The following is a 14,814-nucleotide window of genomic DNA, read 5'->3' on the forward strand; positions in this document are numbered from 1 at the left end:
ACTGCAAACGTTCTCAGGACGTTATGCTGTATGCTGGAATAACCGGTCGCGACTCAAGCCCCCAGTCGTCGCTTCCTTTCCCGACTCATCCAATCCTGCCGGACCAACATGGCTATCGATCACAGAATTCCTGTCAGCCTGGAACTCCTGCGACAACTGCACCACGTGCATAAACAGCAAGCGGAATTGCAGGGACAACTGGACCGCGGGCCGCGGCAGATCAAAGCCGGTGAAGCGTTGGTGGCAAAAGCATCGCAAGAGCTTGAATCGGCAAAGCAAAAGCTGAAGCAAGCGAAGATGAGCTGCGACGAAAAAACACTGCAACTCAAATCTCGCGAGGATGGAATCAAGTCGCTGCAAGTCAAACTGAACGCGGCAAAGAGCAATCGCGAGTTCGATACCTTCAAGGAGCAGATCGCTGCAGACGAACAAGCCAACCTGGTGCTCAGCGACGAGATCCTCGAAGCGCTCGAAAAGATCGACGAATTGACAGCCGCAGTGACCGCTGCCGAACAAGAACTCAAGCAGCAGATCGCGGCACAAGAAAAACGTGTTGTTGAAGTCAGTCAGCGGATGCTCGTCAAAGAAGAAGAACTGGTCCTGGTCCGCGAGCGGCTCGCCAAAGCCGAGAAAGAAATTCCCGCCTCGGCACGCCCAGACTACGATCGCTTGGTCGACCAACGTGGCGAAGAAGCTCTCGCGCCGATCGACCTGGAAGACGAATCGTGTGGTGGGTGCTACCAAACACTGACCACTCAGTTGATCGAATCGGTACGACTGCAGTTCCTCATTCGCTGCCCCAACTGCAACGCCATGCTCTATTTGGCCAAGTAAACATCGGCCATCCATTGCTGGCATACGGAAAAGCAAATTTGCCAGGGCGGCTCGTATTCCCGCTTGGTTCACCGTGCGGAACTGCCCGCCGGTGGCTCACAGTGCGCTTCACCGCACAGCTCTTGTGTTCAGGTTTGACGGTTGCGTTGACTCCAATGAAACATTTCATTGCATCAATCTTGATGCGTGTTTCTCGTCGATTGCAATCCTGTATCTGAAGGTATCGTTTTGCCAGGGAAGGCTTTGATGAACGGACGCATGGTGTTTCGATGGGCGGTGATTGCTTGTTGTTTTCTGGCTCAGCGGTCGGCAATGGTAACGGCAACGGCTGACGAGGCGTACTGCTCGCAGTGCTCATCCTACGGAGACGTTGTCTGTGGCCATTCACCGGGCTGGAATCTGTTCATGCAAAATTTGCAGACGGGACCTGCTGTGATTTCGCAGAGCGCGGGCAACTGTGCCCAGCCCACATCGACCTACTCGCCTGCCCACGCACCGATCTACTCACCTGCCGGCTGTCCCGACTCCGCGCCGGTCGTCGCCCCCGCGTATCGGCCGTTCGCGGCGGACCTGGGTGGGCTCTACGGCGGGTTCGAGTTTCTCTGGATGCGCGCCAGTTTTGACCAGAACGTTGCGTTGATCATTGATCCGCCGGTCGGCAATACGTTGGTCCCGTTTGACTACGGCTACCGTTTGTCTCCGCGAACTTGGCTGGGCTGGGAATCCTGTCAGGGCGGCGGATTCCGCGCGACGTACTTCGGCTTTGATCACCAACCCGCTGCGGAATCGGTGACAGCCGTTGCGGGGGCGACACCTGTTTATGTCTTTGTCTACGGTGCAGGCGGCAACCTGTCACGCAACGCGCAAGCCGTCGTGGGGCAAACACTCACGTCACAGCATGAACTGACCTTGCACGCCCTGGATTTAGAAGCCACCCAGCGGTTCCGTTGGCACACGCTACGTGGTGTCGTGGGCGGCGGGGTGCGACTGGCGAGCATTGACCAGCGATTGAGCGGCCAAGTACGTGATGGCGCGGGTGCACTGCAAGAAGCCGTTTCCAACAGCCTGGAACTCAGCGGCGCCGGCCCGACACTTTCATTGCAACTGACGCGTCGTGTAGCGTCATCGAGACTGGAGATCTATGGAGGGCTTCGTGGTTCGCTGCTGATGAGTGAAACCAGTCAACGGATCTATGAAATGAAGGGAGCGTTCACAACGGAGCTGGAGGACCGGGCAACGCAACGCGAAGTCCTGACATCGCTGGACATGGCGATCGGACTGCAATGGACCCAACCCTTTGTCAATCACTCGCAGTGGTTTGTCCGCAGCGGCTACGAGGTGCAAGCCTGGTTCGACGCCGGCGGCCCCGTCGATTCACACAGCACCATCGGCCTAGACGCCATCTCACTCGCCCTGGGATTGCAATTTTAGACGCTAAACCGATGACTAAAACTCTACAGCCTTCTGTACCATGACGAAGTGCAACGTACCAACCCCTCCTAGCGTTTGGATAAGTCATTGCACTTCTTGCGTTACAACCGGGCGACAGCGAGTTTACAACTTGGCAACTCGATCTCTCCACACCGCAAATCCTTTATTGCAGCGGCGGGCCACCATGTCTAAGTCAATGATTTCAGAGAGTCGGGCGTAGGCATCCGCTAGGCCAATATCCACGCCGCTTGCATCTCGAATGGCTGCCATTGACGCTTTCGCGTCGCGATTAGACTCTGGTGCTGGCTGAGTTTCAATCGCTAAACTAAAAACTCGCGATAGCGCCTTTTCATCCGCCAGAAACCAAGCATCGAACGTTTCGATGGCGATGCCAAACGCTCGGGGGATCAAAAACTCATCATTTCTTTGCGCCTGATCAATCGACCTAATTCGCCCATGGGCGCGGTCGCAATCAACACCTGCGATGACACGGTCAAACCCAAGGCTCTGTGCATCGTACAAAATAGACACGAACTTCTTGAGCACGCCGTCGCCTCGACTCGTCGAGCGAAACTTCCGAGACTTCCCGCGCGGACTTTTCCAGGACTCAAATTCAAACTCGCAATCATCGGGATTTGTCATGATCCGTCTAATCAGGCTCTCCAGCGCGCCGCCATGTTCATGTTTGCCCTCGCAGATCACCCAAACGCGACGACGGGTGGATGCACTGTCTCCGCTGCCTGTCATGGAATCGTAAGCTCAGACGACGGATCCAGATAGTTCGACCAAATTTCCCCTAATTCAAAAAGATCCTGTTGCTGGCGAACGGTTTCATTTGTATCCAACCGCTGAGTCGTGATCGAACCATTGACACGACGGCACCATGTCACCTCGTTGGGCTTCATTTCATCAACGAGATACGGCGAATGACTGGTCATGATGATTTGAATTGCAGGAGATTGTTCCGTCATCTTTCGGAGCAACCGAACGATCTCGCGTACGCGGCCAGGATGGATTCCATTCTCTGGCTCTTCGACGAGCAAAATCTTTGGAGGGTCGGGCAGATAGGAGATTGCCAAGTATGCGAGCGTATACAGCATGCCCTCAGCGGCTTGCGGCGCGGGGATGGAAGCTCCGTTCTCGAGTCGAAAATAGAGCTGTTTGCCATTGCCAGGCTTCAGTGACAGCGTTTGTTCAGGATCGTCGACTGGACTATCAAACGCCTTTTCTTGCTTCAACTCAATACCAACAACACCAGGGAACTGAGAACAAAAGGTCTTTTCAAGTCGCCCGAAATTCTCTCGGCTTTCACCGAGCAAATCATCCAGCATCGTAGGGAGACCAAACCCGTTTCCTGCAATGCGAAGATGCCGTTCGGGGGATAGCGTCGCGGGTAAGGAAAGATTCCTCGCTGACCACCGAAGATACCAACAGGGACAGAGGTTCTGTTTAAGGGAGTCCGCGATCGCAAAGTGCTGCTGATCTAACATGGCAGGTCGGCTCGGGTGACCTGTCAACGTTGAAACATTGCCATAAGCAATTGACTTCCCGTCAAAGTCGGCCGACTTGAGTGTGACCGTTCGGTCGGCAGTCGGGAATTCCGCCTCAAGTCGATAAGTTCCAGCAATGGAACCGTCGATGTCCGCCTCAATGCTAACCTTGCTGCCACCACTGCCTGAATGCACCAACTGCTGGCCATTCCAGCGGCCAAGAAATGTCATACCGAGAGCATGATCTAGGCTTCGTGAAATCGCCGCAATTGCTTCTAGAAAACTTGTCTTGCCAGAATCGTTCGGACCTATCAACAGATGCAACGGGCTCAACTCGAGTTCAGCACTCGCGATCGCTTTGAAATTGGTCACCCGGATTGTTTTGAGCATCGTTAGAACTCGTTGCAGACATCAAATCGCTACGTTTCATGATTGCGAATAGTGTACACCGAGGAACGGTCCGCATCGAGATAGCGAACAATCTTCCACTCGATTGCTGTCTCTGCCATCATTCACCGCCGAATCAGGAGGAAAAGTGGGCCAGCGATCATACAGAATCCTGCGCAACGCAGGTGCGCTAGCACCATGGCTTCCACACAGTTGATGAAATAGAATGTTGAGAATGAGTTCGCTTTGTATTGACAATCTGAGGACCGACACCCGCTCTGACGGGGAATGGTCACCGTTCTTTGAACCATTCGACTGAGACTGATCGGTGTCGCATCAACATCTCCTGACGTTCATCCTTTCATTCTCTCTCTGCATGGTCGCTCTTGTCGGATGCAAAAAGAAGAATCCGGTCACTGAGATTGCGGCGGGACAAAGTGGGATTTCCGTGGTCGAGACCGACCTGACGGACTTGGCCGACGGCTGGCATCAATGGCGTGGGTTCTCTGGCGATGGAGTTGCCCCTGATGGTGAGATTCCCGTCACTTGGGATCCAGCCAGTGATTTCAAATGGACGGCCAAGATTCCCGGACGTGGTCACGGTAGCCCCATTGTTGTGGGTGATCTGGTCGTTGTCGCGACCGCCGTGAAGTCGGACGATCAGTTTCGTATGTTGGCGTTTGATCGAGAGAGCGGACAAGCAAAATTTGACACGGTCATTCATCGCGGAGGATTTCCCAATCCCAACGATATTCACCCCAAAGCAACCTACGCGAACTCGACGGTCGCCGGTGATGGCAAGTATTTCTATCTGGCGACGTTCAACAACGAGCGGGTCTACGTCACCGCCGTCGACACCGTCGGCGAGATCGTTTGGCAAAATGAAATCGGACGCTTTGTTTCTAAATTCGGCTACGCGCCTTCACCCGTCTTGTACAAGTCATTGCTGATCGTCGCTGCCGATAACGGTGGCGGCGGGTACCTCGTGGGCATCGATCGGATCAGCGGCGAGATCGCTTGGCGAATCGCAAGGGGCAATGTGGATACCTACTCCAGTCCGGTGATCGCCAACATCGGTGGACGCGATGAGCTGATCATCACCGGCGGCGATCAAATGGTGGGCTACTCGCCGGAGTCGGGCGAGGTCCTTTGGCAAACACCGTGCATCTCAGAAGCAACCTGCGGGACTGCGGTCGTCAGCGGCAACAAGATCTTTGCATCCGGTGGCTATCCCGACAAAGAAACCGTTTGCATCTCCGAGGGCAAGAAGGTTTGGTCCAACCGCACCAAAGTCTATGAGCCTTCCCTAGTCACCGACGGAGTACACGTGTTCGCGGTCAGTGACGATGGGATTGCCTACTGCTGGCGAGCCGAAGACGGGCAGGAGATGTGGAAGAAACGTTTGGGCGGCAACTTCAGCAGCTCACCTCTGTTGTGCAATGGAAACATCTACGTCGCGGACCTTTCGGGCAACTGTTACGTGTTCGCTGCAAAGGGCGACGGTTACGAGCAAATCGCCAAGAATCGCCTGCGTGACGATTGCTACGCCAGCCCGGCGGTCGCGTCAGGGCGTCTCTATTTCCGAGTCGGTTTAGGCAGCGGAGACTCACGACAGGAAGAGCTGATCTGCATCGGCGAAGCACAGACAAACGCTGACGAATGATCGCACAGAGGCCTGTGAACTTAGGCGAACTTGGGAATGCATGAGTAAGCCGCGACGCGTAAGAAACGGCAATCAATTTCTGGCGTAGTGGACGCTAAGTGTGAAGACGGGCACGCCGCATTTTGTCATGCACAGCATGACCTACTTTTGTCATGCACAGCATGACCTACGATTGATTCGCGATGGATATCGGCTTACTTTTCCGAGCGATTCTGACGCTGCATCGCATTGAGATGCTCGTACATGTTGAATCGCTTCGGAAAACGAACACCTGTTTGGGTCGCCCAAGTTTCCCACATCGCGATCATCTTGGCGCGGCGTTGGGACTCTGTCGCCGACAGATCGTTGAGCTCCGTACGATCATGGCTCAGGTCATACAATTCCCAAGGCTTCTGGTACTCGCGGACCAGTTTCCATTGCCCGATCCGAACCGCCGCGTTGCCCTCGTGTTCCCAGAACATCGGCTCGTCATGAATCGGTTGATCGCCGCCAGCCAACAGCGGCAGCATTGAACGCCCTTGGCACTGAGCGATCTTGTCTGGATAGGTCCCACCGGAAAGGTCCAAGACCGTGGCCATGAAATCTTGCAGATAAGCGTGCTGGTGCACCAGCTTGCCATGCTCGGACTCGGGGATTCCAGCCGGCCAATGGGCGATCATCGGCGTGCACGCGCCACCTTCGTGAACAAAGTGTTTGTACTTTCGATACGGCGTATTGCAGGCACCCGCCCAGTGCAGCCCGATTCGCACTCCGTCGGTCGTCTCCAACGGCGGATTACGCACCATGGCTTCGTCACCTTTACCAAAGTCGCCGCCTTCCTGACACGCACCGTTGTCCGACAAAAAGAAAATCACCGTGTTGTCCAGTTGATCGGACTGTTGCAGATACGCGATCAGCTTGCCAATGTTTTGATCGATCGAATCAACGCATCCCGCGTAGGCCGCCATGACGGCATCCAGTCGGTCTCGTTGCTTGTCCGTCAAACTTTCCCACTGCGGGCCTGGATGCTCGGCAGGTTGAGTCCCGGGCGCCAACAATCCGAGTTCGCGTTGGCGTTGGTTGCGGGCCTTGATCAATTCCCCCCAACCGCCCTTGTACTTGCCGCGGTACTTTTGAAAGTCAGACCATTTGGCGTTGAGCGGCCAGTGGGGTGCGTTGTAGGCGAGATACAAAAAGAATGGAGAATCGTCTTGAGTCTTTGCCGACTCGATCGACTCGATCGCTTTCTCGGTGAAGGTGTCCGTGGCATAAAAGCCGTCGGGCACGGCAATCGACTCGTTGCCCTCAGTTAAACCGCGGTCACCGCCCGGTTGGAAATAATTGATCGCGCCACTGATGCAACCGTAGTATCGGTCGAACCCGCGTTGCAGCGGCCAGCAGTTTTTGTCATCCGTGCCCAAATGCCACTTGCCCGTCATCAAGGTCTTGTAGCCACTCGATTTCAGCACTTCGGCAAGCGTCATGCAGCGATCATTCAAATAACCTTGATACGGCCCCTCAAATCCCAACGGCTTGCCCGGGGGTGCCGTCATGTGCCCGATCCCGACTTGATGTGGCTGCAATCCCGTGATCAAGCTCGCGCGAGTCGGGCAGCAGCGGCCTTGATTGTAGAACTGAGTGAAACGCAATCCGTTGGCTGCCAACGCGTCGATGTTGGGGGTTTCGATTTCGCCGCCGTAGCACCCCAAATCGGAATAGCCCATGTCATCCACCAACACGATGATGATGTTCGGCCGCTTTCCAGACAACGACGCGTCAGCAGCATCTGCCCCGAATCCATTTTGCAGCAGAACGAACACCAACAATAACGACACAAAAAATAACCTTCCGGTCAAATAGTTTGTGTTGAACGTGGGCTGATGCGACTTCGTCGACGCATGGAAGATCGACTCAGAATGAAATGGGAACATCGACTGGGAAATCGACTGGGACATGGGCACGGAAATGGGCATGAACAAAGGACTGATGTTTAGCGAACATTTGAATTCGTTCGTCAGATTTCAACGCTACTCCATCGTAATCTGTTACAACAGCCCTGCTGATGAGTCCAGCGAATGCGTTCACTGGATCATTTTTCTCAGATCTTACCCCCATTTGGAGTCGTGTTGCATGGAAGAAATAGAGACCTCTTGGACTCGACTTCAGAAAGCCTTTGTCGACGATCACCGTCAGATGACCCGCGGGTATCAGCACTTGCTGGATCTGCTGGGCAACCGCGATTTCCCAAGTGCTGCTCGTGAAGCGTCACGTTTGGATACCGTCGCCGGACCGCACATTGAGTTTGAGGAGAGATACTTGTACCCCGAAGTCGAACGCGTCCGGGGAGATGATTGCACCATCACGTTTGACCCCGAACACGCTGGCGTGCTGTCGGTCATCGCGGAGCTGCGAGTACTGCCTCATGATGCAGCCCCCAAAGCCGAATCGGTCGCCGCCTGGAAACAACACTTACGCTCCGGGATCAACCACGCGTCAGCGTGCGGCGCACTGCTCAACGAACTGAAGGATTTGCCCGAGGACGAGCAAACCGCGCTGCTGACGGCACTGATGGGACTTCGCGAAAAAGGCTCTCGATGGACCGAAATGGAGCCCCCCGCGGACAAAAACGATTGACCGGTGCGTGCACGCACGGCGCACATGTGCGAAGATGCACATGGGCTGAACGATGGCTTTGTACTCACGTCTCAGTACAGGTGCCGAAAATCGAAATTATTTTGCCCGTCGATGTGGGACGACATTTCTTGAGATCCGATGGCGCTAGCCACGGACCTCGAAGGGTTGGGGCTAAACCAGAAGGCCCGCGGCTAGCGGGCTGATGATTTAGTCGAAATTGGGAATGTCGGGGTGAGCCGTGAGCCGTGAGCCGTGAGCCGTCAGGCACCGGGCAGTGCGGTAGGCCCGGCCGCTTACGCGTCGCGGCTCACTAAATCAACAGCCCGCTCGCTGCGGCACGTGATTTGCCAACCACGCCTGCATCGAAGTTCAACACTGAGTGTCGAGCGTAGCGGCGCTTGGAAGCGTCGTTCACAGCCTCATTCCCTATCCTGTTCACCTGCGATCCATGACCGAGAACCCCATCAAAATGCTGCTGGTCGAGGACGAAGACGATTTCCGTGAATCGTGTGCTCGTTGGATGCGGCGGAAAGGACACGATGTCAGCACGGCGGCCAGCGGCGCCGAAGCGCTGGGGTTGTGTGAGGAGGAGAGCTTTGAGGTCGCGGTTTTCGACATGAACATGCCGGGCATGTCCGGGATGGAGTTGCTGCAGCGTGTCCATCAGGACAAGATCGAGATGGAAGTGATCATCTTGACCGGACAAGGCACCATCGAAACGGCCGTGTCGGCGATGAAACTCGGCGCGTGTGATTTCTTATCCAAACCTTGCTCCCTCGGCGATCTGGAACATCACTGCGAGCTGGCCCGAGACCGAGGAAAGCTGCGACGGGAGAACAAACAGCTCAAGGAAATCATTTCACGCAGCAAACCTGCCTTGGAAATGGTCGGCGAATCTCCGGTGATGAAACATGTGATCAAAGTCGTCCAGAAAGTCGCGCCCACCGACAAGCCGGTCTTGATACAGGGAGAAAGTGGAACCGGAAAGGAAGTCGTCGCCAGGGCGATCCAGCAGAACAGTGCGATGGCGGACAAGCCTTTTGTGACGATCAACTGTGCCGCGTTGCCCGAACAGCTTGTCGAAAGCGAACTATTCGGTCACCAAAAAGGCGCTTTCACGGGCGCAACCTCTGACAAGCCCGGCCTGTTCGAAATCGCCGATGGCGGAACGTTGTTCATCGATGAGGTAGGCGAGCTGCCGCTGTCGTTGCAGCCGAAGTTGCTACGCGTGTTGGAAGACGGCTCGATGCGTCGGATCGGATCCCACAAAGAACGCACAGTGAAAGTACGGCTGATCGCAGCAACCAATCGTGACTTGAGCGATGAAGTCGCTGCGGGGAATTTTCGCGAAGATTTGTTCTATCGCATCAACGTACTGTCGTTGCAACTGCCGCCGTTGCGTGAACGCGAGGGAGACATTGATCGACTGATTGATCACTACCTGCCGGTTCCTTGGCACATCGACGATGCGGCGCGTGACGCGATGAATCGATACAGTTGGCCGGGCAACATTCGGCAACTGATCAACGTGATTCAGCGTGCAACGATTCTGGCGGACGGAAATGACGTGACGTTGGATGACCTGCCATCGGAGATCGCCAATTGCACCGACGTGCCGTCAGACCGATCCAACGATCAAGATGTTTCGGCAAACGGATCTGCACACCAGGCGGCTCCGCTGCCACCGTCGTTGAAACTCGACGACGTCGCCAAGACGCACGTGCTGTATGTCTTGGACAAGGAAAACGGCAACAAAGCAAAAGCCGCCCGTGTCCTGGGAATCCACCGCCGCAAACTCTACCGACTCCTGGAACGCTTCGCCGGCAACGAGTGCAAAGAAGAATCCGTGTCAGCCGTCGAGTGAAATGATACGCTTCAGTTTCGCAAATGAGCGTAGAGAATTGGTTTACACTGAACGTAGAACGTTGCTGTTTGATACATCAGCTGGAACGCGATAGCGTCCGGTTCACCTGGCAAAACACGACAACCGGACGCTAACGCGTGGCGGATGATGTGTGCAGACTGTTTTCGTGCCAATCCGCGCAAACCGTTTCGTCCAAACGTATTGCGAAAAGTGTAGCGGGTCGCCTGAAACATCCAGAGCCTACCTTGGAGGACGATCTCCTGTCGAAATCAAAGACTTGGTCCATCGCAATATCGCGACCAAACCGAAAACAAAAATCACTGCCATGATCGCATTGGGAACGATGCCTCCAACGCGATAAACAATGTCACCACCGGCGGTGCGATTGGCCGCTAGAAAAGGCCATCCATAGGCGTCATCCATAGTAAACCAAAAATGATACTCTCCGTCCTTTCCTCTTAAGTACACGTCGTGGCTTCGCTTTGTCGTGTTGACCGCCAGCATTGCGGCAGAAAGAGAAATGGCGATCAACAACTCTTGAAGACTCCAGCGAGATCCCGCGGGCTTTGTGTTGAGTCGACGGTTGATGACAGGGCTCGGGGCGTTTGGTTTGTGTATGAGCGGATGATGGTGGTCGTTTTCGACTCGGAGAGTCGAACGACAATTGTCGCTCGACTTTCCAAGTCGATGGCGTGTCCCGCCATGTGTCTTGCCATTTCCGAACGCTTTCCCACGCAGACGTCCCCTCCCTCGCATTCGCCTAAACGGCTCTGCACGACCTCCCCCAAGTTTCTTGAGGGAGGTGTCAGGATTACCAAATGCGTGACGGCCAACGGCCCACTCTTGCCGATTCGTCTCTTGAGCGAATCAGCGAACCCGATCAGGCGTTGGTTTTGACGTCTGCGTCGTCTGCCAAGTTCACCCAAACGTGAACGTGCGGGGCACCTCGATAGTGCCAAACGAACGAAGGTCCTTCCAGACGCCAGTTGTCCCATACACCATCCTTGCCGAGATCGTGATCGCTGTAGAATGCGAGCGAGCAGGCATCTAATCCGCCTTGCGTTTCGATGCACTTAATCGCTTCGGCTTGGTCATCCGTCCGGTACATTTCGACCAGCAGCCCGAGGACTTTTTGCATGTGCTCCTTTTGGTCGGCCGACATGTCGGAAACGGGTAGGCCTGGGATTTCCTTCTTACCTCGGAAGCCAACGGCTTGTTCACGCGGCGTGGTCGGCAGCAAAGCTTGTTTTTGCTGACGGCCATCGAGCATCTTGTACAGATCATTGGCCGCAACGGCTTGATGCCAAAACACGTTGTCCGTGTGGTTCGGGTTCTCGTTGAACTCGGGGGCGTGACCGTAGAAAATCGGGCCGCCGAAGGCGACGTGATCAGCGGAGTTTCCGTCACAACGCAGGGTCATGTGGCGACCGGTCAGGACCAATTCGAACTTGCTCTGTCCTGGATGGCCAAAGATCGCGATCGATTGTTCGTTTCCGAATCCGCCCGCGTCGTCTTCCAATTGTTTGTAGTAACGTTCGTGCCAGTCGGGGTGAATGATCGATTCAAAGACTTGCTTGACCAAATCACGTTGCTCATCGTTGTAGAAGTCGTCGACGATGGACGGTTTGGTGATATTCCAATTGTTGGCGACAAAGGTCCGCAGCAGACCACGTTTCGGATCGACGTGATCCCAGTCAAAACAGACAGTTCCTTTCTGTTTGTCCGAGAGCGACTGATACAGACGCCCGACCAGCGACTCGGTGGTGACCGTGGCAGCGTCGGCCATCGCCGCAGTGCCGGACAGCGCCGCTGCGCCGGACAGTGCCGCGCCAATACCGGCAGTGGTTGCAACCGATGATTTCAGGAAACCTCGGCGATCGAGAGGGAACTCATTGAACATTGCGATGACCTGCGGGGTGAAAGGGGAGGGGGCGGACTGACAGCGAGTTGTCTCCGCGACGCCACATTCTATCAGATCGCCGGACTTGATTCGCGTCTGAATTTTCCCAGCAGAGAATGCGCCGCTCGCACTTTGGTCGAAACGCCGACGAGCACAAAAAGTCCCGATAAAAAATAAGCGACCAACTTGGTTCCCGCGGGGGTGGGCATCCCCAAAGCGATCAGCGAAGCGACCGATGCAGCGATCGCGTATCCGACGACGGACAATTCACAGCTCGCTTTCGCTCCATCGTCACCGCATTTGAGGGCAAAGGACCGCATGATCAACGCGATCACGGCTTGGCTGATCAACAGCCCGGCGAATGCGGACGCTCCAAAGAGACGCACGAACCCATTAGCAAATCCCGCGTTAAAGACGGCCATCAAATAGCCGTAAACGGCGACCATCGAAAACGTTTGGAGCACCAACGCCAGCCATGCCGACCTACGCTGAGGTTGCGTGATGGTGCACCAATGTGCCACGCCTAGAATCGATACCATTAAACCGAAACCGACACCCAGTGGTATCCCAGAAAAAAGGCCCCCATTAGGATCCAGCGGATTCAAGTCAGACAAAGTAGCGATGATGGGGGTGAGGAACAGCATCACAACTACGACGGAATGCCCCGTGCGAACCAGATTGATACCACTTAAGATAGCTTGGCGATCGCGATCGCTCATCGAACCTTCGGCCTCTTGACCTGTCTCGACTTTCACCGCGTCGGATTCCAGCTCCGCGGGAGCTTGGTAGGGGTTGAGCGTCATCTGTTTCCTCTGTTTGCCAACACAAGTAAAAACATCATGCTGCTGTTTCGTTTCGAGTATCGTTCTGCATTGTATCGCGATATCCGACTGACGGTTCTATTTGGAATAACGTTGGCAATCGTGCTGTTGCTCTGTTCAGCAGACTTTTCCACGGCCGATGATCAAACGAAAGACCCAGGTCTACGTGATGTGGTTGAACGATACCGTGCCGACCTCGATACGATTCGATTTCGTTATCAAGTTCCCCTGTCTCCACGTCGTGACGAGCGACTGAAGGAATTCTGGCAGAAGCAACAGCAACAGATCTCTAAAATCGACTTCGACTCGTTGACCACGCAAGGCAAAGTGGACCATGCATTGCTCGCCGAGTCGATCCGTTACGAACAAGCCAACTTGGTCATCCAGCAGAGCCGTGACACGGCGGCGATGAAAATGATTCCTGGCGTGCAGTCGCTGGTCGAGTTGCTGGAGCGTGATGAAACAAGCCACACGGTCGAAGCAAAATCCGTTGCAGAAATCTTTGAATCGGTGCGTCGCGCGCTGTCCGAGTTGCCCAAGGATTTGCAAGAGTTGCGAGACAAAGATTCGAATTCGATCGATGTTGCCCTGCGATTTGACGCGTTGCGAGCAGCCAAGCAGATCGAAGAATTGCAACGGGCGATGAAGGAGTTTCATACGTTCTACTCCGGATACGACCCGAATTATTCATGGTGGGCGGCCGAGCCCTTCAAACAACTCCGCGACGCGCTCTCACGACATGAAAAGATGTTGCGTGAAGAGATCTTGGGGATTGCAGTGGACGACAAGGACACGATCATCGGTCAACCGATCGGCGAGGCCGCCTTGCAATTGGAGTTGCAGCATGAGTTGATCCCGTACACGCCGAGCGAGTTGATCCAGATCGCCGAAGAAGAATTTGCGTGGTGCGATCGCGAGATGCAGGCAGCGGCGAAGGAAATGGGATTCGACGATTGGCGTGAAGCCCAGTCGGCGGTGAAGAACCGTTACGTCTTGCCGGGCAAGCAGCCTGAGCTGATCAAGTCGTTGGCCGATGAAGCCGCATTGTTTGTGGAGCAGCGTGATTTGCTGACGGTTCCGCCGCTGTGCCGCGAGAGCTGGCGGATGAGCATGATGACACCGGAGCGACAGAGAGTGAATCCGTATTTCTTGGGCGGCGACACGATCATCGTCAGCTACCCGACCGATGCGATGACACACGAAGAAAAACTGATGAGCATGCGGGGCAACAATCCGCACTTTGCCCGCGCGACGGTGCATCACGAATTGATTCCGGGGCACTATTTGCAGCAGTTCATGACGGCCCGTTATCGGGGCTATCGTGGCTTGTTCAACACGCCGTTTTGGATCGAAGGATGGGCGCTCTATTGGGAGATGTTGCTTTGGGATCAAGGCTTTGCCAGATCGCCGGAGGATCGAATCGGGATGCTGTTCTGGCGCAAGCACCGGTGCGCCCGAATCATCTTTTCCCTGAAATACCATTTGGGCGAAATGACGCCCGAACAATGCGTCGACTTTTTGGTCCAGCGGGTCGGACACGAACGGAGGAACGCGGCGGCGGAGATTCGACGCAGCGTGATGGCTGACTACAGTCCGCTGTATCAGGCGGCGTACATGCTGGGGGGGTTGCAAATCCGGTCGCTTCACCGGCAACTGGTCGTCGACGGACAATGGACCAATCGACAGTTTCACGATGCGATCTTGCGACAGGGCTCCATTCCCATCACGGCCCTGCGATCGATCCTGCTGGACCATCCCCCCACCCAAGAAGGATTCGCTACATGGCGTTTTCGTGGAGAGTGAGCCGGGAG

The 14,814-nt window shown here is 55.2% G+C and carries 12 protein-coding genes; 6 read left to right on the top strand and 6 right to left on the bottom strand.

Annotated features, from left to right (window positions below; translation table 11 throughout):
- The first annotated feature begins 108 nt into the window (after window positions 1–108).
- Window positions 109–834 carry a zinc ribbon domain-containing protein gene (locus Pla52nx_RS22255; RefSeq protein WP_146522735.1) on the top strand — a complete coding sequence of 242 codons (726 nt, stop codon included), beginning with the start codon at window positions 109–111 and terminating at the stop codon, window positions 832–834.
- Between the two features lie 246 nt (window positions 835–1,080).
- On the top strand, window positions 1,081–2,265 hold the full coding sequence (locus tag Pla52nx_RS22260) for an Lpg1974 family pore-forming outer membrane protein (protein WP_231742519.1): 1,185 nt from the start codon (window positions 1,081–1,083) through the stop codon (window positions 2,263–2,265).
- 123 nt (window positions 2,266–2,388) lie between these two features.
- Here the strand turns inward: Pla52nx_RS22260 and Pla52nx_RS22265 are convergent, their stop codons facing one another.
- Both Pla52nx_RS22265 and Pla52nx_RS22270 read right to left on the bottom strand, forming a co-directional pair.
- Entirely contained in the window at window positions 2,389–3,012 is a 624-nt protein-coding gene (locus Pla52nx_RS22265; RefSeq protein WP_146522736.1) for a hypothetical protein, read from the bottom strand.
- The gene (locus tag Pla52nx_RS22270; RefSeq protein ID WP_146522737.1) at window positions 3,009–4,145 is read right to left on the bottom strand and encodes an AAA family ATPase; all 1,137 of its coding nucleotides are present in this window, start codon (window positions 4,143–4,145) and stop codon (window positions 3,009–3,011) included. The genes Pla52nx_RS22265 and Pla52nx_RS22270 overlap by 4 nt, the downstream gene beginning before the upstream one ends.
- A gap of 325 nt (window positions 4,146–4,470) precedes the next feature.
- On the opposite strand from Pla52nx_RS22270, the gene Pla52nx_RS22275 reads away from it, so the two are divergent.
- Window positions 4,471–5,805: a PQQ-like beta-propeller repeat protein gene (locus Pla52nx_RS22275; RefSeq protein WP_231742530.1), complete on the top strand. Its 1,335-nt coding sequence runs from the start codon at window positions 4,471–4,473 to the stop codon at window positions 5,803–5,805.
- 194 nt (window positions 5,806–5,999) lie between these two features.
- On the opposite strand, the gene Pla52nx_RS22280 is transcribed toward Pla52nx_RS22275, so the two are convergent.
- The gene (locus Pla52nx_RS22280; protein ID WP_231742532.1) at window positions 6,000–7,619 is read right to left on the bottom strand and encodes an arylsulfatase; all 1,620 of its coding nucleotides are present in this window, start codon (window positions 7,617–7,619) and stop codon (window positions 6,000–6,002) included.
- A 136-nt stretch (window positions 7,620–7,755) separates the two neighbouring features.
- On the opposite strand from Pla52nx_RS22280, the gene Pla52nx_RS22285 reads away from it, so the two are divergent.
- Together Pla52nx_RS22285 and Pla52nx_RS22290 are read left to right on the top strand one after the other, a co-directional pair.
- Window positions 7,756–8,418 carry a hemerythrin domain-containing protein gene (locus tag Pla52nx_RS22285; RefSeq protein ID WP_197454992.1) on the top strand — a complete coding sequence of 221 codons (663 nt, stop codon included), beginning with the start codon at window positions 7,756–7,758 and terminating at the stop codon, window positions 8,416–8,418.
- A 448-nt stretch (window positions 8,419–8,866) separates the two neighbouring features.
- Complete coding sequence (locus Pla52nx_RS22290; protein ID WP_146522739.1) at window positions 8,867–10,282, top strand: sigma-54-dependent transcriptional regulator; 1,416 nt, start codon at window positions 8,867–8,869, stop codon at window positions 10,280–10,282.
- 240 nt (window positions 10,283–10,522) lie between these two features.
- On the opposite strand, the gene Pla52nx_RS22295 is transcribed toward Pla52nx_RS22290, so the two are convergent.
- From Pla52nx_RS22295 to Pla52nx_RS22305, 3 genes are all read right to left on the bottom strand, one after another.
- On the bottom strand, window positions 10,523–10,816 hold the full coding sequence (locus Pla52nx_RS22295) for a hypothetical protein (RefSeq protein ID WP_146522740.1): 294 nt from the start codon (window positions 10,814–10,816) through the stop codon (window positions 10,523–10,525).
- A 346-nt stretch (window positions 10,817–11,162) separates the two neighbouring features.
- On the bottom strand, window positions 11,163–12,182 hold the full coding sequence (locus Pla52nx_RS22300; protein ID WP_146522741.1) for a DUF3500 domain-containing protein: 1,020 nt from the start codon (window positions 12,180–12,182) through the stop codon (window positions 11,163–11,165).
- A gap of 71 nt (window positions 12,183–12,253) precedes the next feature.
- On the bottom strand, window positions 12,254–12,985 hold the full coding sequence (locus tag Pla52nx_RS22305) for a hypothetical protein (protein ID WP_146522742.1): 732 nt from the start codon (window positions 12,983–12,985) through the stop codon (window positions 12,254–12,256).
- Between the two features lie 36 nt (window positions 12,986–13,021).
- On the opposite strand from Pla52nx_RS22305, the gene Pla52nx_RS22310 reads away from it, so the two are divergent.
- Window positions 13,022–14,806: a DUF885 family protein gene (locus Pla52nx_RS22310; protein ID WP_146522743.1), complete on the top strand. Its 1,785-nt coding sequence runs from the start codon at window positions 13,022–13,024 to the stop codon at window positions 14,804–14,806.
- The last annotated feature ends 8 nt before the right edge of the window (window positions 14,807–14,814 follow it).

This window comes from Stieleria varia (genome assembly GCF_038443385.1).
GTDB lineage: Bacteria > Planctomycetota > Planctomycetia > Pirellulales > Pirellulaceae > Stieleria > Stieleria varia.

Excerpts from the sequence above, each read along its gene's own strand:
- Pla52nx_RS22255 (WP_146522735.1), top strand. The coding sequence starts at position 109 with ATGGCTATCGATCACAGAATTCCTGTCAGCCTGGAACTCCTGCGACAA.
- Pla52nx_RS22260 (WP_231742519.1), top strand. The coding sequence starts at position 1,081 with ATGAACGGACGCATGGTGTTTCGATGGGCGGTGATTGCTTGTTGTTTT.
- Pla52nx_RS22265 (WP_146522736.1), bottom strand. The coding sequence starts at position 3,012 with ATGACAGGCAGCGGAGACAGTGCATCCACCCGTCGTCGCGTTTGGGTG.
- Pla52nx_RS22270 (WP_146522737.1), bottom strand. The coding sequence starts at position 4,145 with ATGCTCAAAACAATCCGGGTGACCAATTTCAAAGCGATCGCGAGTGCT.
- Pla52nx_RS22285 (WP_197454992.1), top strand. The coding sequence starts at position 7,756 with ATGAACAAAGGACTGATGTTTAGCGAACATTTGAATTCGTTCGTCAGA.
- Pla52nx_RS22290 (WP_146522739.1), top strand. The coding sequence starts at position 8,867 with ATGACCGAGAACCCCATCAAAATGCTGCTGGTCGAGGACGAAGACGAT.
- Pla52nx_RS22300 (WP_146522741.1), bottom strand. The coding sequence starts at position 12,182 with ATGTTCAATGAGTTCCCTCTCGATCGCCGAGGTTTCCTGAAATCATCG.
- Pla52nx_RS22305 (WP_146522742.1), bottom strand. The coding sequence starts at position 12,985 with ATGACGCTCAACCCCTACCAAGCTCCCGCGGAGCTGGAATCCGACGCG.
- Pla52nx_RS22310 (WP_146522743.1), top strand. The coding sequence starts at position 13,022 with ATGCTGCTGTTTCGTTTCGAGTATCGTTCTGCATTGTATCGCGATATC.